We start from the raw sequence: 22508 nt of genomic DNA on the forward strand, positions 1-22508 counted from the left end.
ACCTCAGTCATTCTGGATCCGCGGCGCGAGCATCATCCTCACGTGACCGAAGCCGTCGGCGAAGTCGTAGTCGAGGAAGATCGGCATCTCGTCGTCGATCTTCCCGGACAGCTCCGTCCCGCTTCCCAGCGGCTTCAGGATCCCCTTGTACTTGCTCCCGCCGGTCGATCCGCCGACCAGATACGCCAGCGAGAACATCGATTTGACTCCCTTTGAGAAGTTCGCGCCGAGCAGATCATCCCCTTCGATCACGGTTTCGATGTTGTCTGTGTCGCCTTCTCCGTTGACGACGAGAGCACCATCGTCGTCGTCCGCTTCGAGACTGACGTGATCTGAAACCAGTTGTGCGTTCTCGACTGCGTCCCTGAGTACCTTCGCGTCAGCCTCGAACTCAGCACTGTGATCGATTTCGGGGACGTCCGGCTCACCCCGCATGTAGTCCGGGTCGATCCCAGCCATCTCCACTTCGACGTTCGTGTGTTCGACGAGGATCGACCGATTCTCTGCCACGTACTGGAGCGTCACCGGATCCCCACCGCTCGCTCCGTCGATGTAGTCGTCGAGTCTCTGGATGTTGATACCGATCGGAAACATCCCGTCTCCGACCGACTCGAACGCTCCCGGCTCCACTTCGAGATCTACCATCGCGACGTTCGCCGGGTCGACAGCTGCGACCGACAGCCCGTCGTGGCCTATCCGGAAGATCGCCTCGTCGACGACCGTCAGCAGCTGGTCGATCACCTGCTGGAGCACTTCCGCGCGGATAACGACGGTTAGACTGCCGACCGCGTCCGCCTCCGCGTTCGAGACGTCTTCCGCTTCGTCGTCCGCGGTCGCCTCTTCTCCCCCTTCCGCGTCAGCGGCCGCCATCAGGCACCACCTCCGAGGTCGTCGTCGGTCGCAGCTTCGGCGTCGGTACTCCCGTCGATCTCGGTGGTGTCGTCACTCATGGTCGGTGTCTCCGCGAACCGCTCAGTCGTCCGCTCGATGCTCTCCGGCACGCCGTTCAGCGTCGCCTCTAGCTCCTCGGCGGAGATCCCCGCCGGCGCTTCCACGACGATCGAGACGTCGCCCCGCTCGACGCTCGCTAGCGCTCTATCCCCGACGACGTCGACGTCGAGGACCGTCGGCTGCTCCGATGCTGCCGTCTCCGGCGTCGGCTCACTCGTCGCCATCGGCCACCTCCACCCCCGCCGCCGCCAGCTCGTCGAGTCGTTCTCGCGTCCCGCCGTCCGCGACCGCGTCACCGGACGCCGTCGCCGGCGGTTCGCGCGGTTCGACTTCGTCGCCGTCGAGTCGCCCGATCACCAGCGTCACCGTGTGGATCCCCTGGTGGACACGGAGCGCGTCTTCTCGCTTCAGCGGGTAGATCACCGTCTTCCGAACCGCTTCCTTCTGGATGTTCAGCTGGTTCGCGAGTACCGACTCCGCCGTGTCGAGCTCGAGACGACCGCCGATCCCGGCCCACTCGACCAGCTCGCGGTGTGCGTCCCTCGCTTTCACCGGGATCTCGTCGGTGCCTTCGTTCGTCTCGTCGCTGTCGCCGACGTACGTCTCCCGTACTGCCGCCCGGATCGCCTCGGAACGCGACCCCATCTCTTCGCTCGCCGCTTCGAGTGCGTCCACCAGTTCCGGGTCGCGGATCCGCGACGTCACGTGGACTCCGTCGTCGCTCATTCCGAATCGCCCCCGTACTTCTGGTTTAGCCGGTCGAGTTCATCGATCAACTCAGACGTCTCCGAGAGGTTGAGTCCGGACACTTCCGAGAGGAGACGCTCCACGGGGCGGTCCGCCCGGCCGTCGGTGATCTGGTCGACCGCGTCGAAAATCGCCTCGATCTCCGTTTTCGTGAGGTGATTGTTCCGACCGTAGATCAGGTCTCTCGCGTCGTCGTCGGAGAGCCCGGTCTTCCGGAGTCGCTCAAGATCGTGGGCCATTCCCGAGACCACCTGAGCGGCATCAGACAACATTTCGAGCCGGGCGACGAACTCCGACGCGTCCATCGTCGTCAGCTCGTCGACGACGATCTCGTCGGGGCGCTCACTCCGATCCTCGACGAACAGCCGATCAAGTGGAGTCTCGCTCATCGGCCCACCCCCCAACGCCTGCGAGCGGACCCACGGCCGCATAATGCGCGGCGGCGCGCGCGCCGCATAAAGTCCGCGCGCCGTCGCACGGGTGCGCCACGTGGGCAGCGATTTCGACGCCCCCCCGTACCTGTGTTACAAAACACAGTTCCGACGGTAGAGGTGTCGAAAGACTCGATTCCGGTGAAATAGTCTGTGTTACAGGCCCCGCAGTCTGTAACACAAGATCCGTTCCACTTGTTCCACACGAAACAGTGGAAACGAGGGTTCATCGGTCGACACCTCCGTCGGCCGCGACCGGCTGACTCGCGTCGGCATCGACGCGATCGTGCTCGACGTCGTCGACGGTGAGCCACCATGGCGGCGAGAGGTGGGTGCGACCGGTGTCGAGGTCGGTCACACCGAGGTCGTCGCGGCTCCACCTCCACCACAGCAGCGCGACGTGAGCGCACCAATCTCGGAACCGGTAGCCGTCGCAGTCGCACTCGGTGACTAAGTCACCCTCGTAGACCGCGAATAGCACGCGGTGCCGTGAGAGCGCCGTCTCGTCGTCCTCACGGCCGAGCAGCACATCGAACTCTGCTGGGTTGACCGCGCTGACCGTCGACGGCGCGGCCTGTGCGCGCCGCCAGCTCGCCGACGTAGTCCATCCGCTCGGGAATTGGAGTCGATCCGGCTCGCCGAGGCGGTTCGCGATCTGCTCGCGATGCTCGTCGACTGCGGTCTCGGGACTCATAGCTCACCCCCGTAGCTACACTCGGTACACGTGTCGTAGGGGATCGCGCTGCCGGGCTTCGAGGTCCGCGTCAGCTTCGCTCCGCAGTCCGGACAGTGCCTCATGGACGGCACACCCCGTTGTCGAGCGCGGCGCACCGCTGGTTGACCTCGGTGATGTACAGTCCGCAGAACTCGCAGATCTTCGGCTCTACCTTTACCTCAGGTTCACAAAGGTTTAATTTTAGGATGGGGCCGGAGGGATTTGAACCCCCGATCGACTGATATCTCCGGTACGCCTCGGAACTCCAGAGGGTCGTCAACGCGAGCGATGATCAGTCGCCCGCTCGGTATATCAGTCTGGAGCGTCGTCCCGGGCGTGGCCTCTGGAGTCAGTCGCCATGCCTGGCTTGGCCACAGCCCCGCTGTCTGCGATCGAGTGTTGCCGAAACGCGGATAAAGGGGTTTCGATCCCACGCGATCCGCGGACGCGACGGCCCTCGTCTCACTCCCGGTCGTCGTCGGACCAATCGCACTCCTGGCACTTGTATCCGGTCACGAACTCCGTGACGCTGGGCATGTACCCGACGCTGATGACGGCAAGTACTGAGCAGCGCGCAACCGGTTGACTGCTCGCACGCGACAAGTACCAGTTTGCCCATAGGAGGCACTCTAGCACCTGATTTAGGGCTAGTTTCGTCGCAAGCCCTCTCGCGATCGGGTCGACACTGCTGGCTAACCACGTCTACGAACAGTGAGAGTAGGTCTATAAAACGTCGCGGTGATGGCTAAACCTACAGTTACGAACTACTAGTCAAATACGTTTAATTGAACGAACAGCAGAGAAAACACGGGGTGGTCATTATCGCGGTATAATCAATTGTAGATAATTCGACTAATCTAAGCCAACAGTGACTAATCTAGTTGGCGAATGTCTCATTGGTTCCGTGATGATATTAGAACTGCCATAGGTGTAGAACGATGTTCAGACAGATCTTGGTTGACGTGATGTCGACAATTAGGTTTCACCGTCGATCTCGTCCTGTATTTCGCTAAGTTCCCTTAAATTCGCTCTATGCTCAGAGAGTACGGAGAAAATAAAGAGAGACTGGGCAGCACAACGAGCTTCAACCGCAAGGTCACGAACCTCTGAGTAAGAGAATACCTCGTCCTCTCCACCAACAGCCAATTGAACTGTTTCCTCAATCGGGTCGATGAAGTAGTCGTCGTGAGTAATTGCGTTCCTACGGTCATTATCAATTGCTTCCGCAAAGACCTTGATTCGGTCCCTAGTTCGACACATGTCGACGAGGTTATGTAGATTATCGTTCAGCCGGTTATCTAGTTCCCCATCACCAGTCTTGATGACGTTCACGCTGTAAATAATGAAAGGCGAGAGAGTTTTGAATTGCTCACAGTAGTCTTCGTACATCCCGAGATATTCCTCTACAGTCGAACTATTTTCGACTTCTGGATTTCCAAAAATATACCATAAGTCACTATCGTAGCGAGCGAACATCCGTTGTTCCTTTTTCTCTCCAATCTTTTCCCAGCCCTCTCGGATGGTGTTGAGATAGTCTCGGTAGTCTTCCTGCTCTATCAGTTCATCAGCGACATTCTCAACAGTATCAAAGTATTGGGGATAGCCAAATGATTCTCCTTCTGCCCTGAATTTGCTGAGTTTGGAGTCTATCTGCTCAAAGATTACTTCTAACCCTTCTAACGAATCTAAATCTGACGTATTTAACCCCAACGCTCGAGCAGCAGTTTCGTTATATTTCTCAAGGAGGAATTGGATTGCTTCCTCCTCGTCTGGGTCAGACTGTTGGAAGGATCTCAGTTCAGTAAGAATCCCTTTCGTCTTCTCTTTAGCAGATTCCATGTCTGAATCATCGATATCCTCCGAAAAGTTTTGTCCGAATGTTTTAGAGATGATATTTATTACTTCCTCAGTCATCTCCTCTGCTAGGTTATCGGGATCAAACTCGGCAGAATCCGTCATATGAACCATGTAAGGTTTTGCGCTACAGGTACTAATCAATAGGCCCGGTTGGCTGCCGAGGTGTCTGGCCAATAAGCCTTGGATGAACCTATTAATATCCTCGTTCCTGATGAAAATACCAACCAACTGAGTTCGACTGACCGGACAGCAGAGAGAACACGGAGGGGGTTTACTACGATACAGTCAATCGTACACAACTCATCCACTTCTTCGTCAACGAAGAATGAGACACTCCAACAACAGAAACCCAGACCAATTAACAGTTCTCTGGAACACTTGCTAACTAAGCAACGAACAATTATCATCTTGCGTCAAATCTGGTTCCACATCGAACTACTATTCGTTCGAACCTTCCATCACAACTCCCTCCACTCTATACTATGCCCATCGTAGGTTTGGACTGTACAGCGCTACTCACGAATCGGCCGATCCTATAGCAAAGTAGCTCAAATTTTCTGAGACAACCACCCCCATCGCGAGTAGCACCCCATTTGCGACTATTTAAAAAAAAAATGGTCGAGCAAAACTCCGTTAGCGCTTTTGTCGAAACGGTTTTGTTGAAGCGAGTGTATGTTCGAGTGTACTCAATACCTGACTCGGTAGTGGTTCAGTTCAGGTACTGTCGCATGTGTCGCGCTGCTCAGACAACTGTGCTCGCTCCGAACCCAGTAGTCTACTCTAGGCTCAGATATGAGCTGAATACCAGACTCGAGTAGAATCGACTGGGTCTACAGTCGAGTTAGGACAGTGTCAGCAGGTGGCCATGTGGCAATATGAAAGAGCAAATCGATACAGTATCAAGAGTACCGAACAATAACTCTCCCACCCAGACGGATGGTGCCAACGGTATCAGACCCTATCACGAGGAACCATTCGGGGGGCAACGAGACGACTGGGCCACCTACAACCACGCAGACGTCAGGTATAATGGTAAAAGATGGGACCAGACCTCAAGCAGTGAAGGAGTCTACGGCAGTTCTGCTCGAACAACATTCAGGTCATTTGAGGCTCCGAGTTCAGACGAACAAAAATATGATGACCTGTGGACACTACAGATGGGTTTCGGTCAAACCTACGAGGATGGACGAAATAAAAACCGAGTCCGAGATGATACAACCTGGAAGCTCTGTGATGCTGTCCTCCAACAGTGTGAGGTTCCTGATCGGGAGCGCTATACAGCTCTTCGCAATGTGCTTCAGCGCGATCTACAGGGATTCAGTAGCCACTACAGTGGCGCTGACGGAGCCTGTGTAGGGTTCGCTCTCATGGAGCTATGTGACTGCCCAGAAGCAGCCGAAGACTGTTGGGTGGCAGACAAAGCTGTGGATATCCTCCCTGGCTTTGACCGACAAAATGTAGAGGCGCTAATTGACTACGTGTTCGACGACGAAAGGGAGTACAATTGATGTGGGAATCTGAATCGGCGAGAGAACACGGTGTGGGGTCTGTCCCGGAACCCCTTCGTGAGCGAGCTCAGTGGATAGTCACGAAGGACAAAGCCCCAATCCAGCCGAGCAACGGATGGAATCTGCCAGAAAATCAACTACCGATAGATGAGGTACTAAAACTATCCAAACAGTTCGTTGGAGAACCAGCGTACGTGCTCCAACCAGATGATCCATTTGTGATTGTCGACCTCGACGATGTCGTTCCCGAAGGCTCGTCCAGAGTCACTCATGAGGCTGAAAGGATCGTTCAGGACCTACGCACCTACACTGAGTGGAGCAGGTCGGGTGAGGGCCTACATTTGATCGCTGAAGGGGAACGTTCCCTTGAACGAGGTGAAAAAGGAACTCTGGACGACGTTGGTGAGATCGAGATCTACGACCGTGATCAGTTTGTCGTGTTGACTGGGGATCGATCCAACCCTACTGAGAGGAGCGCAGGTGAACATGGTATTCGAGATGATATTGAAGAAGTCATAGCCAACCTCGAGCGTGAGTATCTACCCAGGCGAACAGAATCAGGTGGATCTGATGAGTCTGTCTCCACAGATCTAGACTCGGCATCTGGCAATTCTACTGGCATCAGTGTGGAGGACATCCGGCGCACAATCGAGGAGTACGCAAAAAGTGGCTACGCTAAGGCGAAGCGGGTGTTGGACCGGTGGGACTCTCCTGCTAGTTCGAGCGCCGGCCTATCATCTCCGTCAGAAGCAGATCTTGGCTTCGCCTCCGACCTCGCGTTCTGGTGTAGAGAGGACCCACAATTGATAGACGACTGCTTCCGCCAATCGAATCGAATCCGACCCAAGTGGGATGAAACTCACTACTCGGATGGGCGGACCTATGGAGATGTCACTATCCAGAAAGCAATCAAAACGAACGGTAGTACGTTCTCAGGTCATTATGTGGTAGGATAGTAGTCAGACTAAGCTGGGTCTTCCCTACTCATACCCCTGTTAAAATCCTCAGACACTAGTGATTTGGCGAATTCTTTCTGAATACAGCATACGTAGTTAGCAGTAGAAAGAATTGTAATAATGGGTTTTAATTCTCAAATATGACCAGCTCATTTTCAGATAAACATCACCGACTGTATCGATGGTTCTTTGAAGAATATAATAAACAATATATAAACTATGAGAAATATTACGAAGCATCTGAACATTATCGGTGGAGAGCCAAACAGGTTCGATGGGGGACGGGAATTCTAAGCTCCCTAATCATTATTATTGTATTGACGATCGTACAGGGGTTTTATCAAAACATTCTCACACCAGTTGTAGTCGGCTTATCACTACTTACAGGTGTGATATCTTTAATCGGTTCAATTGGCGATTTCGAAAGGAAATATATAATCTACTATAATTCGGGGCAAGAACATGATGATCTCTATAGTGAATTTGATAACATGATCAAAGTAAGGCTGCCAGATCCGAGTGCCGATTTTGACGAACTAAAAGAGGAGTGTGATAGACTGGTAGAGGAGAAAGATGAATTGAATGGATTAACTCCACAACTAGAAGAGCGCTGGTATAATAAGATGGTAGAAGAGAGGGGGGAAGATGCCGTTCATTGGGATCCTCAACCGCTTGAAAAAATGCGAGAAGCGAAATTCAAGCCAGATTCGGAAGAGACCGAGTCCAATTCAAAAGAAACCGAGACTACGTCTGAATAAATCCTCTGTATTCAGTAACCAGTACCTATTAGCCTCTGAATATTATCACGTGGCCATCTCTGTATTGTCTTAAACTCCTACAGTGCGCATAGTATGTATTGAGGGGAGTTGGTCAAGGTACGTTCTCATTGTGTCGTAGCTGGTAACTATACGAACTCTCCTAATAAACTGGAATTGACCTTTTGTCCTTCAGCTACTCGTATTCTATTGACTGATTGATGGTCTGTTGTCGTCTACTATTTGTACATTTCTAATTGCTGAAACCGAACTTGAATATGTAGTGTACGACTGTTTGTGCGATATCAACCCCCACCGTGTTTTCTCTGCTTCCTTGAAGGTACCATTGTGAGATCAGTTAACCCGACTTAGAACCATTCACAGTCGTACCAAGCCCTTCGCAAATACTCAGCTGCTATTTTAAACAGTTAGTAAATTCTTATAGAAATGAATCCTTCCGCGCGTGTACGCGAGGCTCCATGTGTTTGTTACAGTATTCTCATTTTGAGCTCATGGAATTGACTAAAACGTACACATAGAAGCCTCTATTACGTTCTGGAAGGCTTCATTGGTCTTACTGGACCCGGCTCGGCACAGCTCACCAGTATCTCGACCGAGGGCTCCATGCTGGACCCCAACTACGCAGTCTGGGATATCGACGACAAGGCAGACTCAAGAGTCACCACCGAGATCGATGCTCGTCGACACATCTAGCAGGCGATTTAGCACCTGATGGAAGTTGGCTACATCGACTTACACACCACTTTGCGAGTGTCTTCTATAGCAGAGTTTGGGATCATCGAAGTCAGGGGTGAGCTACGTGAGGTGGAACACACCACTTTTCCGCAATTTGAACGCGGAACACGGCTGTTTTCGGGTGGCAGACACCACTTTTCCGTAATTACTATGACGTACCGTTAGCGGAACCAACTGTAATCTCGGGATTCTAACTACCCCACACCACTCTTCCGCAATTACTTGTTCCCTGATCAGGGATCGCATCATCCGCATCTTTGTCTGTCTCACCATCTGCGAATGAGAACACACCACTTTGCGAGTGTTCTTATCGCGATCTACGGGAGATGTAACCCCCCATTTCCGCATAATTACACGTGACGTAACCCCCTGTTTCCGCATAAATTCGCAGGACATAAGCGCGGTATCGTTAGTTTCCACGGATCAGCTCGACTGATAACCCACTTAATCTCAGGTGGACACACACCCCCCGTTTCCGCATAATCCTCTACGAACTATTTCTAGATTGCTAGGTACATGGACCTCCTCGCCGACTAACTGCTCGCTTGGGGATCAGTTGCTGAGAGAATCCACTTGCTAAGGATACCCTCGACACCGCTATTGCCTCCGCCTGTCGTTCAATGCCAGCAGGTGCCACCAGATGTCCTCACAGCTAGTCGGAGGACAGCTCCTGCTATACACTTGTTTGCGTCAAACGCAATTCCCCGTGAGTCGGTGCCGACAAAGTACTGATTTCCACATTTACGAGCACTTCAGGTGGCTAGAACACCGTTCTTCCGCAATTGTTCAAACTACCAATAGTAGGATCTTACTCTAGCACGATTAGATGACCCCAGCTGTACAGGTGAGCCCTTCACAGAGTAGGACGAATGCTACAGTCTTTGTCACAGCTGGTTCTCACAGGGATAAATCAAGTAGTGGGGCACGTCGATCAGAGAGGCCGTAGTGCCTAGTTGGGGTCGACACGGTACTCCTTCGGGATCCCCAATTGTAGAAACTTCTTCAGCAACCGAGTGCTGGCGACGTCGGCCTCACTGGCGTGTGCCAATTCGGGGCCGACCGACCTAGTCACTACCTACATCAGCTGGTGCTGGTCATTCTAGATGGCATTCTTGTCATAATCATATACATAACGGGTGGAACAGATGACAATCAGCCGTGATGAATTACGTTTAACGAAATCCCTCAGGATTGATTTTTGACTCAGGACAGAACTCCGCTGAGGCAGAGTTGGGGCGACTCTCACCAGATTCGGTTCAAATAAGCACACAGTAGGCATCGACAGACAGCTGTTCGCCTGAGTTGAGTACTAATCAGTATCTGTCATGTTGGAGGACATTAAGTAGGCTACAACCCCAGAAATCACCATCTTTACCTACCCTACAAGTAGTCTACCAATTGACCATCGCTTGGAAACTACAAAGTACAGTTACATCCCTAGATATATACAGCAGTTACCGCTACTGTGTTGTGTTGGACTGCGGTGCTGACTGTATATCTAGCGTCACATATGCTGTCTCGACACTGCTGAGCTGTTGCTAGTGCTGTTGTCGAGATCGACTTGGTCAGGAGAGCTATTAGCCAGCCGTAGGAATCAAATCATCACAGATTCGACACAGACAATGCTGGCGTCGTTTCTAACAGCTTCCAGTTGGTGGGAAAGTTGCTGATTTCTTCGAAATCTAAAGCCAATAGGAGGCCACTCACACGCCTCTGTATAGAACTATAATTCTCTGAATTGGAATCATATACAGTTAGGATTAGTTGAGATCCCGTGAGAGGTATCACGAGACGTCGCACAGCTCTCCGAGTCACCTACCACTCTGACGGGGTGCGGAGTCGCTTAGGACGGACAGTGGATACCACAGAATCGATCCTGACTGATGGGCCGATGATGTTTCCAGTTGAAGGTCTATTTACAAGGGACTGTAGCCACACTCTGGACACCAATAAAAAAAATACCAGCTTCAATAATTCTCATACTACTATATTACTTACACTTTTTAGTTTTTATCACTATTAGTATATAATTTGCTGGTTCTAACGGTGTGGGCTTGTCTGTGACGCAAGTACGACTGTTACGTGACTGATGACCCGGTTAGAGGTACAGACCCGGTTTTTCTAAGATTGGTTTCGAGACGGTTCCGTGCCTGTAGATCGCGAGACAGCCCCAGTGCCACACATCGATACTGACGTGTCGTCACACTGCTTTAGCTTGCGCCGACGTCGTCGACGAGTGGGGATACTCTACGTTGAGGTCGCAGTCAACAGGCACAGCTGTAAGTGTGTATCGACAGATGACGCCTGTTGGACATATTGGTTGGAACTTGTACCTGCTGGGCGAAAAAAACGCTGTTGGAGGGACTGCCTTACTGTGCTGCTAACTCGTCGAACTTCTTGAGCACGAGATCGAAGTACTCGTTTGTCATAACCCTCGGACTTCGGACCTTGTGGAAGTCTTCCAGTATAAACTGGGTCTGGGTGTGATCGAACCCATACGCATGGAACATCGCTGCGTCAATCTCTGCCTGTAATATTTTTCTCTTTGAACTACTGGATACGAGGTTAATACCAAGGCTCTCCCTAATCTCTTGGAATTCCTCACCGTAACAATTCAGTTTGGCCGATCGGCTCCACACAGGTTCGAACCATTCGTCACCCTCTGTCAATCGGGGTGCTTGACATTCTTCAAACATATTCATGCTAAGGCTCGTGTCTAGCTTTGTACGAACGATATAATCGAATGGGATACTGTTCAGTATACCAAGAACAGCAAATAGTTCCTTGTCTGTGAAAATTCGATCGTAGACTCCGTGGGCCGGACTCTCCTTTAGATCCTCTTCAGATGGGTTAATCTCGTAGGGCCGGATCGTCGGGCACTTGTTATGTGTGACAATCCCCGGTGGGAGAACAGCAGCGATGGCACTTCTTTCGTTGGTGTTGTTCGCAATTTGTCTTATACCAATTCGGTACGCTGAGCAGTCTAATAGCACATCGTCTTTGGAGAACTCGCTCCCGCGGTGTTTCTTGAATAAATCATCGAGATAGTCTGTTTGTACCCCAGAACCATCGAACGAATGGTAGATGGCAGATTTCAGGCTGCGGAAATTCTTGTTACGAATACGTCTTTTTGCGCTCTTGTCAGGATTGGCGTCTTCGTCTACACTCCATAATGTGGGAGCTGAGAGATTGTCCCAGAATGTGTTGTCCCAGCTGTACTGCCAGATATTCCCTCCGCCATACACCGGATAGTCACCTTTGTCACGATCTTCAATAAACCGATCAGAGTCTCGAGTCCGATTGAGTTCTTCTTTGTAGAGGTCAATATACCACCCTGGTGTCGATTGATCGTTGATTGGGGGCTGCTCAACTATCTTCTCTAATAGCGGAACTTCCTCTTTTCTCGTGATTTGTGGATAAATCGCTGTCCGTGGGGAGTAATCTCGTAAGACTTGAACAGGGACAGCAAATGTTTGCTCCTCAATATTCTGTAGGACGTCAGTATCCCTGTTTAAGAACTTACAATGAAGTTGCTCCGTATTGCCTGAGTTTTTGAATGTTACAATGCCAAATTTATATCGATCGTCAATTCCAGAGAATATTCCCTTATTCTCAAACCCGACTATATGTCCAACTTCTGTATCTGTAAGTAGATGATTCCGTAGATCTTTTGCTCCAGTCCCAGTAAACAACTTTCCTGGGAGTAATTTTGCGGTGTATCCTTGTTCATCTGTAAGAGAGAAGATCCGTTCAAGGAACAGCATCGATAAGTCTGGGCGAGCTTGCCCCCCTACATCTGGGCTTTGTAGTTTGTACGACTGGCTTTTTTTGAAATACGATACTAAGATTTCACGGCGACGCTGGTGCTCTATCCATCCCTTCGCAATATCCTGATCCTTGAGCAATTTCCGCTGTTCCTCATTCTTTTCCTCTAGAATACGTGTCCGGAATAACGGATCGTAGCTTGAGAAGAAATCTTCTCTGTTTGACATTAAGACTTCCCACGGCGGGTTGCCAACTACGACGTCGAACCCGCCGTGAGCATAGACTTCAGCGAACTCCAGAATCCAATGGAACGTATCAAACTCATCTATGTCGCTTTTTGTGATCCCGGTGGCAAGATCATCATCAATTGCCTCAAATATCTCAGAATCCACTTCTTCGCCGTAATCGTCGCGTAAAGTATCTGAATTTATACTAACGTCTAAGTCGAGAAATTCATCATAGATTAGTGAATCTAACTCAGGCCGATACTCCTCCAATAAATCGTGGGCCTTCTGATAATGCTCATCAGCACGTTCCGATAGCCCCTGTTCTCCTGCCTTCTCGTACTTGTTTATTTGTTCAATCACATCCTGATAGCGCGATCGCACACTATCCTCATTAAATGCCTCAAGTGTGTAGCCTCCATCGTCAGTCGACTCAGGGAATGTTGTGAATCCGATCAGACTGTTTCCAGTCCGAAGATTAAAAGCGATATTAGGAAGCGCGAGCTCGGCCGTATCGAGGGTATCAATCTCGTCTTTAGATAACTCAGCAACTATTGATAGCCAACAGCGGAGTTTTCCAATTTCAACTGCTGGGCCAACAATATCCACCCCGTAGATGTTGTTCTGGACAGTCGTCTTTTTGAGCCGGAATCGGCTCGGATGTGAGTCCATCTGGGTATACAGTGCGGTACGAATCGAAACGATCTCCTCTAACACGGAGGTGAGGTAGTGCCCACTTCCACAGGCAGGATCCACAACGTAGAATTCGTCAACAACGTCCACAAGTAGACCATTAATAAGCGAATTTTTCGGTGCGAGATCGTTGATTAGTTCATACACAGTCTCACTCTGCTGTACTTCTGCTTCTGGCCATCCACGTTCTTCAATCAGATATTCTTGGAAACGTTCGTGGAGTGCTGGCTGAACAGTCTGTTCAGCAGAGAACCGTGTGATTTCACTCGGAGTGTAATAGGCACCCAATTGCTTGTTTTGATCGCCAGATTCGGTTGTGAGGTAGTTAATCGTCTTTTCAAAGACAGAACCCAATACGCTTGGGTCAATATCCATCGGTCCCCCATCAGCGGAGAATTGGTAGCGCTCCAGTAGGTTGATAATTGATTTGAGAACGCTGTCTCGAACGTCGAACTGGCGCTCATCGACCTCGGTATCAGTACTGAGCTCTGGACGGAATAAGCCACCATTGAGATACGGGATGTCTGAATATAGCTCGATTACATCCGTTCGTTTTCCGTCCTCCCGCTCGGGCTTGACGTTCATAACGTCATAGAAGAGCGGATCGAGGAACGTGTTGTACATCGACTGGGGGTAAACCCCATCCTCGTACGTGTCCACAATCGTGCGCAGTAAGTCGGTACGAACGATGCGCTTGTCCTCCAAGAACTTGATAAAGATGAGCCGATTCATTAATTCGACAGAAAACAGGCGTGTGTCGTCACCAGTTGCCTCGGTCGGTGGGACGACACCGTCGCCGACAAGACTCCGAGCTCGTCGTTCCCCGTCAACGTCGTTCTCGTCGACGCCGAAGACATATCGAATGTAATCGTCGTAGAATTCATCCGTAATTTCCTCTTGCTTCTCTTTGAGCACTTCCTGTGCGTCGTCGATAATCGAGCGGAAATTGTCGAAATTAAAGGTGCGAATGAGCTCAGCGATGACCTCGCGCTGCTCTTTGGAGACCGCGTCTGTGGGGGACTCCGACACCCCCGTTTGGTTCTCGAATAGCGTCAGAAAAACGGGTTGAAGATCGACATCAGCAACAGTGGTGTGTGTGTACGAATCAGCATCATATCGGATGAAGATCCATCGAAGTCCGTCCGTCGCAAAGCCGAAATCAGACTCGAACTCACGCTGGCTTAACCACGACTTCACTTGATCGACACCGTGTCCCCGGTTTTCGAGTTGCTTTTTGAGGGGTTCTGCCTCAATCAGTAGCCGAGTTGAGTCGACGCTGTCGATGTCACGGAGTGATACGGCGTAATCTGCCTGTTCGCCACGAGTAGAAGAGAAGTCACCAGCCTCAGCTCCGTAGTCAGAGTACCCAAGTACCTCGAGCAATGGCTCGATGACCCGATCCTGCGTTAGCGGTTCCGGGTCAAGCTGATCCCGTGTATAGTCCGATCGGGGGACGTATTCGCCTCGTCCCCGAGAGAACGTCTTATCGAGATCGTCATCATCCGTATACTGATCGCGAAGACTGCGGATACACGAGTCGATAGTGTTGATTACAATATCGACATCGTCGTCTGAGACCGTGGTGTCAAACTCATCAAAATCAAACTCAGTCTGTGCGTCGGAGGCCGACATTGATCACGGCTTTCGCGCCCGACGACATGAAAGTGTGTGTACGTATCTACACTGTCATCGGAAACGTGGTGTTGGGCATTTGTTCAGATAGAGCGATGGGTGGTGGTAAAGACGCTCCGTCACCCACCGACTGAATACGCGAGTGATGTGAGCCGATACAAACATGAGTTCACATACAAATAATAACGCATGACTGTCTCTGCTGACGAAGTTGACGAATATATTGACGAACTAGACAGCCTCGCTGAGGACGTCATCGAGAACACAGAGTCGTTCTTTGAGAGCATGGAGGCAGAACACAACACTGGTAAAAATGGGCTATACATTGGAGGGTGGCAGACTCCGACGACAGATCAGAAAGAGTCCCAACGAGAGATACTTGAAACATATCATGAGTGGTATGCTAGTTCTCGTGTGCTAGTCAAGGAGTATATGGAAACAGAGCTGGAAGATTTCGAGCGATTACGAGATAACTTCGACGAACTCATCAGGTTACAGATTAGTCCAGACAGTATTTCTGGTATGGGTGTGTATAGCACAATACATGATGTAATCGTGACTCAACGTGGCATCGTGAATGCGATACCACGGAAAATCAGTGCTGAGCGATTCAAAGTCAAAGAGCAGATCTCGAAGTCTGTCGCAAAAGACGAGGTAAAGCGAGCACGAGACTTGCTTCAAGAGGGACTCCCTCGAGCAAGTGGAGTCACAGCCGGCGTTTCGCTTGAACGCCACTTATTAACCATGTGCCAGGAGACAGACGTCAAGCTCGAGTACAACTATGACGATGGGATCAGAAAACTCGCAGACACCCTCTACAAATCTGATGTCATCGAACAGACGACACTCAGTTCGTTGAAAACGCTGTCATCTATCCGCAACGACTGCGCCCATGCGAATCAAACAGCCCCGAACGAACACAAAGTGAAACGGCTGATCGAGGACACGGATGACTACATTCGGGGACGAGGAATATAGCGCTAAGCACGGACCCGCGGTTGACACAGGTGTGTGTTGATGAAGTACACGTATCCTGAAAAGATATACTGTCAGTGCGACAGGCCCTGTCGGACTCGTACAGGTGGATAACATCGCGCCTGAGCTATAACAGCAACTTTCGTTGTCGCAGGCGACTAACGTGGATCGGCGGTCCGGCGAGAGGCTTGCGGTAATTATCCGGGTATACAACGACACGCCGAGCTGTGGGCGTTAATGTCGGGCTCGAACGGGTGACTGGTGGGATGTCTCTCAGGTTTGTGCGAAGAGGCGGAGTCCAATCCGCCTCTAAGTGTTACGTCCAAACGAGCGTAGATGTTGAGCAACTCGTTTAGAGTGCCGTCGAACTGACGGCATCTACTGGTTAGCTATATATTGGCATAAATGCTTTTATTTTACTCACATATTTCATTTTGTGACTATTAGTTGATCGAATAAGTATTAATTGTCCCGGAACCATATGCGTCAGTAGACAACTCCATTTGCGAGTGTTGACCGCCTTTGCGAGTGTTTCGAGTGTTTCGAGTGTTGTTGTTCCTTTATATAACACCCACACCCCACTTTGCGAGTGTTACAAGTCAGTATCCAATTGAGAGATACACCACTTTTCCGTAATTACTCTGGCACACTGTGTTGTTTGAACCAACCCGCATTTACACCACATTTCCGTAATTACTGCGACGCACCGCGTTGATGAATCAAGTAGGGATTTTCCACCCGCGATCTCCACATAATTTCGGGTGATGTAACCCCCTGTTTCCGCATAATCAACACACTATCATACGTGGAATGAGTTAGAATCAGATTCCCAACATCCACATGGATTCTTCAGTACAACTGAGCCGACGTCAACTGCGAGCGTCTAGGTGGGATTAACCAACGTAGGAGTAGAGGCAGATACCATGTTGGTTAATCTCAACTGATGAGCAGACACACACCACCGGTTCCGCAACTTCCGCAAAGTAGCTCTTTTATATGTTGATCAACCCCCTATTTCCGCATAAATTCGCAGTACGTGAGTGAGGAATCTCCGATTTTGACGGTTGACTCAATAGACATCATATCCAATCTCGAGTGAACCCACATCTTTCGAGTGGTGACCACCGTTTCAACTGTTTCATGTGTTTCGAGTGTCTGATTCTGGTTATAAGCATCCACACACTACTTTGCGAGTGTTAGAACACGGTTCACCACCATTCCACGATTGCGCTCGGTACACATAGGCGACGTCGATCACGGATATCTGGGTGAAATTAACTGACGTAGGGAGACGAGCTTTCATGTTTTGATGAGGAGCAGCACGCTACGCCCCAAGACCCCGAACTCGTAACAGTAGTATTCGTTGTCACAGGCGACAATGGAGATGAACGGTCCATCAGAGGATTGCTGAAGATTGTCTGCTGGCGTACCCACGACAGGCAGAGATGCGGGAGTCTCTGGTGTAGGACAAAACAATTCCTGTCTAAACGGCAATCGGATGACTCCCCCTACACGTCGATTCAATAGGCCATTCCAATTCTCGCTCTTAGCTAAATACAAGCAGTATTTGCTCCATATACGCTAATAGTCATCATTATGGTTTATTTATCGTCAGATATGAATGACACATATGCCCAGCGGAATCGGACTTTCTGCGACGGAAGACACTGTGGAACAAGTCTTGACTCGGAACTATCGATATACCGTCCCTGACTACCAACGTCGATATTCTTGGGAGGAAGAACAGTGGGCAGCCCTATGGGCGGATCTGAATTCAATTCAAGAGAATTCCACACATTTCCTAGGTTCTGTCGTCCTCATTGAGCGCTCGGGAGGACTTAATGAGTTGAACAAACTGGAGATCGTTGACGGCCAACAACGAATTGCGACGATTACTGTCGTTCTCTCTTTGATGAGAGAAAAATACTATGAGATGGGAGAATCTGAGCAGGCGGAGGATATTGAGAACAAGTATCTCAAGAAGAGGGATCTCGATCGGAATGAGTATCAAAACCTCACGCTCAGTACTTTCGATAATCCGGACCTCAAGAAAGTGATTGAGCGTGATTATAATAAGATGGATGATGGGCAACTACGGGAAGCTGTCCAATTCTACGTTAAAAAGTTGGAGAGCCTTGATGTCGACAAACTTGATACACTCAGAAAACGCCTTCTTGCCTCAGTTACGCTCGTGTCAATTCGATGTGAGGGCGAACAGTCAGCTTTCCGCCTCTTTGAGACATTAAACGATCGTGGGATGGAACTGTCGTCCGTCGATCTCATGAAGAACTACACCTTCAGCAAAGCAGCGAGCGCCTCAGATTCCGAGATTAGTTACGAGAAAATCCAGGAGGACTGGGAGCGACTCATCAAGACACTCATGCCGAATATGAGCCAACCGAGCCGGTTCTTCCGTCACTACATAATGTCCGCGGCCGAACCAGACTACGATGGCGATGTATCCGACTACAAACTCTATGACGAGTACCAGAAAATAGTCGACTCGAAACTCCCTGATTCGGGAATATCTCTGAACGAGTACGTCGAGGAACTAGCTGACAAAGCAGAACTCTATGCGAAAATACTCAATCACGAGATTGACATGTATGATGACGATGGGAACGAAGCAATCAATTCCAAACTCGAAGACTTAGAGATCATCAATTCGGTACAGGCTCGAACATTGATGCTACGCGTCTTTGAGGAGTATGGCACTGCGAACAAGGTGATGGAGAGCCTGTTACTACTGGAGAGTTTCCTGATGCGTTGGAAGGTATCGAGTTACCCCACTGGAGGTGAACTCGATCGGATCTACTCTCGAATCTGTTCTGAGGCGTTTGAGAAGGACAACTCTATCCGAGAAATATACAATGGCTTGTCCGACCGATGCCCCAGTGACGAGGAGTTCGTCGCTTCTATTGAAAACAAGCGGGTTAGGCTAAACGATCGGACGAATTACATTCTCAGTCGTCTTGAGATGGACTATTATAACGGTATAGAGCTGAATTTCGATGAACTCGATCGCGAACACATCGCTCCGCGAGCATCATTCACGGCTAAGAAGTACAGTGCGTGGCCCTCTACCCTAGGTACAACTGAAGCCCAATTCGAGCAATTCCGCGACAAGCTTGGCAATCTTACTCTACTTGAAACAGATAAGAACATCTCAATCGGTGCCGATCCATTCGAGAAAAAGAAAGAGGCATACGCAGAGTCAAAACTAAAAATGAATCAGCAGCTGTGTGAGGATTACGATAGTTGGGGAACTGATGAAATAGAACAGCGAACGTCTGAATTGGCTAATGCGATGGTTCAAATCTGGAACTTAGATAGCTGAAGTCGACGTTGGACGAGACAAATATTCGTGGGGCGGTCAAAGAGTGAGGATAGCTCGATACTGTGCCGAAGGTATCGAGATGGGTAGATGCTTTTTGTGGAAATTGTTTTACGACAATCAGTTCTGTCAGCTGTCGCAGTCGTGCCGAGTTGTTGCGGATTATCTTGCTGGAGTATGCTGTCCACGACATGCGGAGCTGTATCGTCGTTGATATCGAATCATACTGATCAAATTAACCAACAGAACTGCTCTGTGTCTTTTTCGTTGGTTAATTACATATTCACAGCTATTAACTACCGATAACAACTAAACGGAAGTCTGGATCAGACGATTCATCACTTGGTTCAGAACCGTCGAGTAGCCTCCCACGCAGTATCTTGAATATCCAACAGATTTGTGCTGTCGTGCGCGCCAACTTTGAGCTAGATGCCACACCTGAGAAGGTTCCACTCGGTCACCAAACGAACTCCGTCCTCAAACACGCCGGTTCCAGGTCGATCATGTCGTTATCATTGGTCTATACAACTCAAGAGGACCCTCTTCAAAGGGACCCACTGAACTATTATAGCGATCTGGTTCCTGAGAATACCTATCCAATCTTGTCTAGCGCATCACGTCGTCGCTCCGGAGGGCTCTGATCGTACACTGCGGTCGTCTCTATGTTCTTATGCCGAAGTTGATCCCGAGCAGTACTCAGGTCTGCCTCGTCGATTAGACCAGTTGCGAGCCCACGACGGATCGAGTACCATGTCACCTGCCTATTTTCAGTCGCAATACCTGCTGTCTCGCAGAGCTGATCAATAAGGTATGACAGTGAACGAGAGTTATACGGGTTCCCTTTCGTGGTCATCCAGAGCGTTTCACTGTCGTCGTACATCGGTATTGAGGAGCGCTGATCGAGCCAGCGCTCTAGGATCGTCGCAGTACGCTCACTGATGACCGGATCCCAAGCCTCGTTACTCTTCGAGGACTCGGCTTGCGGGATACGCAATGTACAGGCACTCGTGTCTGCCCAGTGAGTTTTAGCACGGTTGACCTCAATTGGTCGGAGGCCGGTGTCGAGTGAAACGAAGACCAGCGAAGCGATCTTCCACCCGTTTGCCCGTTCCCAGTGCTCTAGGCCAATATCTTCTTTCGGCACGTTGAATCGGCGCGCGAGGAATCCCTTATAGCGATCTCGTTCTGTGGGGGTACAGCTGTTGTAGTTTGGGATCGAACCGTACTCAAGTGACGCATCACGTAGCCGGGTACGCTCATCTTTTGTCAGATAGTCTCTCGACGTCGACGTGCCACTGCCAGACGAGAATGTGAGCTCGGGCTCCCACGGTTCCATGTCGAAAGCGTGTTCTCGCCACCTGAACAGGGTCTTGAGCGACTTGTGGATGTGCGCTTTTGTCGTGTCCGCATAGTCTGTGAGAGCAATCTCTCGGAGATAGGTGTCGGCATCGTCATGAGTCACCGAAGTTGTGTAGCCTCGATCTTCCCAGATGGATTGGTAGAATGTGTTCACACGGTAGTGACGGACATTCATCGTTGACTCCGAGTAGCCTGTGCTGGTTTCAGGTGACTTACCTTGTGTGAGACACCAGGTGAGGAACTTCCCGCGGTGATGCTTGTAGTCCTCCACCTGTCGTTGGTTGAGAGTCGATTCAGTTCCGTTGGGAATCAGTGGGATCCCCTTGATGTTATCACTCATTTGTCTACTGGCGCGCAAAATATCCAAAATCACGGGACTGCGACGGGTTTCCCGAAACTTGGAGTTCGTAACTGGCTCTGTACGCGGTGCTGTGGTCGCACCAGCAGAAGGCCAAAATACGTCGGTATTAGGCCCTATTCGTCCCGATCTGTAGTTTTCCAGGAGCACTCCTGGCACTTGTATCCGGTCACGAACTCCGTGACGCTGGGCATGTACCCGACACTGATGACGTCGCCGCCGCAGTCGGGACACTCGCGGTCGGCGTCGGCGATGTCCTCGGCTTCGAGGACCGACTCGCCCTCCACCAGTTCCGCGAGCGTTTCCGGTGTCACCATCCGCCCCTGCACGACGCGATTTGACATACTCGGCGTACGCGACGGAGCTACCTAAAACCCGTCAAGCCGGTCGACGACGAGCACGAGACGGTGCGAACCGTCTACAGCCAGGGCGCACGCGAGTCGTCCTCGGTGAACGGGCTCGCGGGCTCCTCGCCGTCCCCGTCGTCGCCGGTCGCGGTCATCGCCACGTCGTCGTCGACGAGGCCGCCGGGATCGTCCGGCGCGTCCACCGGCGGATCGGTCGGTTTCGGTGCGGCCGGGTCGACTGCGTCCTCCTCGGAACCGGCGTCGGAATCCGCCGATTCGTCGGCGTGCGACGCGTCGGCCGAGTCGTCGCCGTTCTCGTCCTCGGCGTCCGTCGCTCCGATGCCGTCCGCGTCCGGATCGTACGCGAACAGCGCGGTGACGCCGAGTACCGCCAGCGCGATGGGAGCCTCCGTCTGCATCAGCCCGAACGGCCGCAACAGGATGGGGAGCGCGAGCACGCCGAGCGCGACCGCCGACCCGAACCGGAACCGGTCGATATCGACGCGGCCGCGCAGGTGTGGGGACAACAGCGCGACCGAGAGCGCGAAGCCGACGCCGATGGCGGCGGCGGCCGTGCCGTTCACGACGTACTCCATCGACGTCTCGACGGCGAACCCGCTCGGATCGAAGCTCGCGACGAGCCCGAGTCCGATGATGACGGCCGGGCTCGGGAGATACTCGCCGAACTCGGCGCTGGCGGTCTTCGCGGCGATGGAGAGGATGACGAGGCCGGCGAACCGCTCGAAGATGGCGAGTTCCAGGAACCCGCGGAGCGTGGGTGCGAAGGCGGCCTCGATCGCGGCGACCGGCACGATCACCGCGCCGATGAGGAGCACGGAGGTCACCATCTCCCTGCGGCTGCCGTCCATCTCCGCGAGGATCACGGCGATCGTCGCGGAACCGCCGAAGATGAGAATGCCAGTTTCGACGACGCCCGCCGCCGATCCCAACACGCCGGCGACGACGAGCGCCGGGAAGATCCCGTCGACGAGCGGCAGCGCCATCACGGTCGCGAGCAGCTTCGTCGCGCCGCCTACCTGTCGCTCCAGACGGAGCGCGACGGGGTGACGTGAGACGCTCATTCAGGGGTGATGCCCGTGACCATGGGGCACACGGCAGGAAGCGGACGACCTCCGATGACCGAG

At 51.5% G+C, this 22508-nt stretch carries 15 protein-coding genes, 1 tRNA gene and 1 pseudogene; 5 read left to right on the forward strand and 12 right to left on the reverse strand.

Annotation, left to right across the window (positions count from 1 at the left end):
* Positions 1-3 precede the first annotated feature (3 nt).
* From FN829_RS12715 to FN829_RS12740, 8 genes and pseudogenes are all read right to left on the reverse strand, one after another.
* A complete protein-coding gene (locus FN829_RS12715) occupies positions 4-870 on the reverse strand; it encodes a hypothetical protein (RefSeq protein ID WP_142987344.1) in 867 nt (288 codons plus the stop codon).
* Positions 870-1175, reverse strand: coding sequence for a hypothetical protein (locus tag FN829_RS16255; RefSeq protein WP_142987345.1), 306 nt, complete (start codon positions 1173-1175; stop codon positions 870-872). Before FN829_RS16255 ends, FN829_RS12715 begins: the two co-directional genes overlap by 1 nt.
* On the reverse strand, positions 1162-1677 hold the full coding sequence (locus FN829_RS12725; protein WP_142987346.1) for a ribbon-helix-helix domain-containing protein: 516 nt from the start codon (positions 1675-1677) through the stop codon (positions 1162-1164). The genes FN829_RS16255 and FN829_RS12725 overlap by 14 nt, the downstream gene beginning before the upstream one ends.
* Positions 1674-2087, reverse strand: a complete 414-nt coding sequence (locus tag FN829_RS12730) for a hypothetical protein (RefSeq protein WP_142987347.1) — start codon at positions 2085-2087, stop codon at positions 1674-1676. The genes FN829_RS12725 and FN829_RS12730 overlap by 4 nt, the downstream gene beginning before the upstream one ends.
* A 268-nt stretch (positions 2088-2355) precedes the next feature.
* Positions 2356-2823 carry a hypothetical protein gene (locus FN829_RS12735; protein WP_142987348.1) on the reverse strand — a complete coding sequence of 156 codons (468 nt, stop codon included), beginning with the start codon at positions 2821-2823 and terminating at the stop codon, positions 2356-2358.
* Between the two features lie 228 nt (positions 2824-3051).
* Positions 3052-3225, reverse strand: a tRNA-Trp gene (locus FN829_RS15960).
* Between the two features lie 81 nt (positions 3226-3306).
* Positions 3307-3399: pseudogene (locus FN829_RS16060) on the reverse strand (DUF5795 family protein); the annotation flags it as partial.
* A gap of 420 nt (positions 3400-3819) precedes the next feature.
* Positions 3820-4803, reverse strand: a complete 984-nt coding sequence (locus FN829_RS12740) for a hypothetical protein (protein ID WP_142987349.1) — start codon at positions 4801-4803, stop codon at positions 3820-3822.
* A 773-nt stretch (positions 4804-5576) separates the two neighbouring features.
* On the opposite strand from FN829_RS12740, the gene FN829_RS12745 reads away from it, so the two are divergent.
* The 3 genes from FN829_RS12745 (at position 5577) to FN829_RS12755 (ending at position 7923) form a co-directional block, all read left to right on the forward strand.
* Complete coding sequence (locus FN829_RS12745; protein ID WP_142987350.1) at positions 5577-6209, forward strand: hypothetical protein; 633 nt, start codon at positions 5577-5579, stop codon at positions 6207-6209.
* Positions 6209-7165: a phage NrS-1 polymerase family protein gene (locus FN829_RS12750; RefSeq protein WP_142987351.1), complete on the forward strand. Its 957-nt coding sequence runs from the start codon at positions 6209-6211 to the stop codon at positions 7163-7165. The genes FN829_RS12745 and FN829_RS12750 overlap by 1 nt, the downstream gene beginning before the upstream one ends.
* 140 nt (positions 7166-7305) lie before the next feature.
* Positions 7306-7923, forward strand: coding sequence for a hypothetical protein (locus FN829_RS12755; RefSeq protein ID WP_142987352.1), 618 nt, complete (start codon positions 7306-7308; stop codon positions 7921-7923).
* Positions 7924-11045: 3122 nt separating this feature from the next.
* Here FN829_RS12755 and FN829_RS12760 read toward each other — a convergent pair.
* Positions 11046-14990 carry an Eco57I restriction-modification methylase domain-containing protein gene (locus FN829_RS12760; protein ID WP_142987353.1) on the reverse strand — a complete coding sequence of 1315 codons (3945 nt, stop codon included), beginning with the start codon at positions 14988-14990 and terminating at the stop codon, positions 11046-11048.
* 189 nt (positions 14991-15179) lie between these two features.
* On the opposite strand from FN829_RS12760, the gene FN829_RS12765 reads away from it, so the two are divergent.
* Positions 15180-15968, forward strand: coding sequence for a hypothetical protein (locus FN829_RS12765; protein WP_142987354.1), 789 nt, complete (start codon positions 15180-15182; stop codon positions 15966-15968).
* A 1627-nt stretch (positions 15969-17595) separates the two neighbouring features.
* Positions 17596-19302 carry a DUF262 domain-containing protein gene (locus tag FN829_RS12770; RefSeq protein ID WP_185955759.1) on the forward strand — a complete coding sequence of 569 codons (1707 nt, stop codon included), beginning with the start codon at positions 17596-17598 and terminating at the stop codon, positions 19300-19302.
* A 589-nt stretch (positions 19303-19891) separates the two neighbouring features.
* On the opposite strand, the gene FN829_RS12775 is transcribed toward FN829_RS12770, so the two are convergent.
* The 3 genes from FN829_RS12775 to FN829_RS12785 all read right to left on the reverse strand — a co-directional run bounded on the left by FN829_RS12775 (position 19892) and on the right by FN829_RS12785 (position 22445).
* Positions 19892-20998, reverse strand: a complete 1107-nt coding sequence (locus FN829_RS12775; RefSeq protein ID WP_142987356.1) for a tyrosine-type recombinase/integrase — start codon at positions 20996-20998, stop codon at positions 19892-19894.
* Positions 20999-21132: 134 nt separating this feature from the next.
* The gene (locus FN829_RS12780) at positions 21133-21360 is read right to left on the reverse strand and encodes a DUF5795 family protein (protein WP_112078658.1); all 228 of its coding nucleotides are present in this window, start codon (positions 21358-21360) and stop codon (positions 21133-21135) included.
* Positions 21361-21434: 74 nt separating this feature from the next.
* Positions 21435-22445, reverse strand: a complete 1011-nt coding sequence (locus FN829_RS12785) for a DUF5794 domain-containing protein (RefSeq protein WP_142987357.1) — start codon at positions 22443-22445, stop codon at positions 21435-21437.
* Positions 22446-22508: the final 63 nt, after the last annotated feature.

The organism is Halorubrum cibi (assembly GCF_900182635.1).
In the GTDB taxonomy this organism is placed as follows: domain Archaea; phylum Halobacteriota; class Halobacteria; order Halobacteriales; family Haloferacaceae; genus Halorubrum; species Halorubrum cibi.

Excerpts from the sequence above, each read along its gene's own strand:
- FN829_RS12740 (WP_142987349.1), bottom strand. The coding sequence starts at position 4,803 with ATGACGGATTCTGCCGAGTTTGATCCCGATAACCTAGCAGAGGAGATG.
- FN829_RS12745 (WP_142987350.1), top strand. The coding sequence starts at position 5,577 with ATGAAAGAGCAAATCGATACAGTATCAAGAGTACCGAACAATAACTCT.
- FN829_RS12765 (WP_142987354.1), top strand. The coding sequence starts at position 15,180 with ATGACTGTCTCTGCTGACGAAGTTGACGAATATATTGACGAACTAGAC.
- FN829_RS12755 (WP_142987352.1), top strand. The coding sequence starts at position 7,306 with ATGACCAGCTCATTTTCAGATAAACATCACCGACTGTATCGATGGTTC.
- FN829_RS12725 (WP_142987346.1), bottom strand. The coding sequence starts at position 1,677 with ATGAGCGACGACGGAGTCCACGTGACGTCGCGGATCCGCGACCCGGAA.
- FN829_RS12770 (WP_185955759.1), top strand. The coding sequence starts at position 17,596 with ATGCCCAGCGGAATCGGACTTTCTGCGACGGAAGACACTGTGGAACAA.
- FN829_RS16255 (WP_142987345.1), bottom strand. The coding sequence starts at position 1,175 with ATGGCGACGAGTGAGCCGACGCCGGAGACGGCAGCATCGGAGCAGCCG.
- FN829_RS12750 (WP_142987351.1), top strand. The coding sequence starts at position 6,209 with ATGTGGGAATCTGAATCGGCGAGAGAACACGGTGTGGGGTCTGTCCCG.
- FN829_RS12735 (WP_142987348.1), bottom strand. The coding sequence starts at position 2,823 with ATGAGTCCCGAGACCGCAGTCGACGAGCATCGCGAGCAGATCGCGAAC.
- FN829_RS12715 (WP_142987344.1), bottom strand. The coding sequence starts at position 870 with ATGGCGGCCGCTGACGCGGAAGGGGGAGAAGAGGCGACCGCGGACGAC.
- FN829_RS12730 (WP_142987347.1), bottom strand. The coding sequence starts at position 2,087 with ATGAGCGAGACTCCACTTGATCGGCTGTTCGTCGAGGATCGGAGTGAG.
- FN829_RS12785 (WP_142987357.1), bottom strand. The coding sequence starts at position 22,445 with ATGAGCGTCTCACGTCACCCCGTCGCGCTCCGTCTGGAGCGACAGGTA.
- FN829_RS12760 (WP_142987353.1), bottom strand. The coding sequence starts at position 14,990 with ATGTCGGCCTCCGACGCACAGACTGAGTTTGATTTTGATGAGTTTGAC.
- FN829_RS12780 (WP_112078658.1), bottom strand. The coding sequence starts at position 21,360 with ATGTCAAATCGCGTCGTGCAGGGGCGGATGGTGACACCGGAAACGCTC.
- FN829_RS12775 (WP_142987356.1), bottom strand. The coding sequence starts at position 20,998 with ATGAGTGATAACATCAAGGGGATCCCACTGATTCCCAACGGAACTGAA.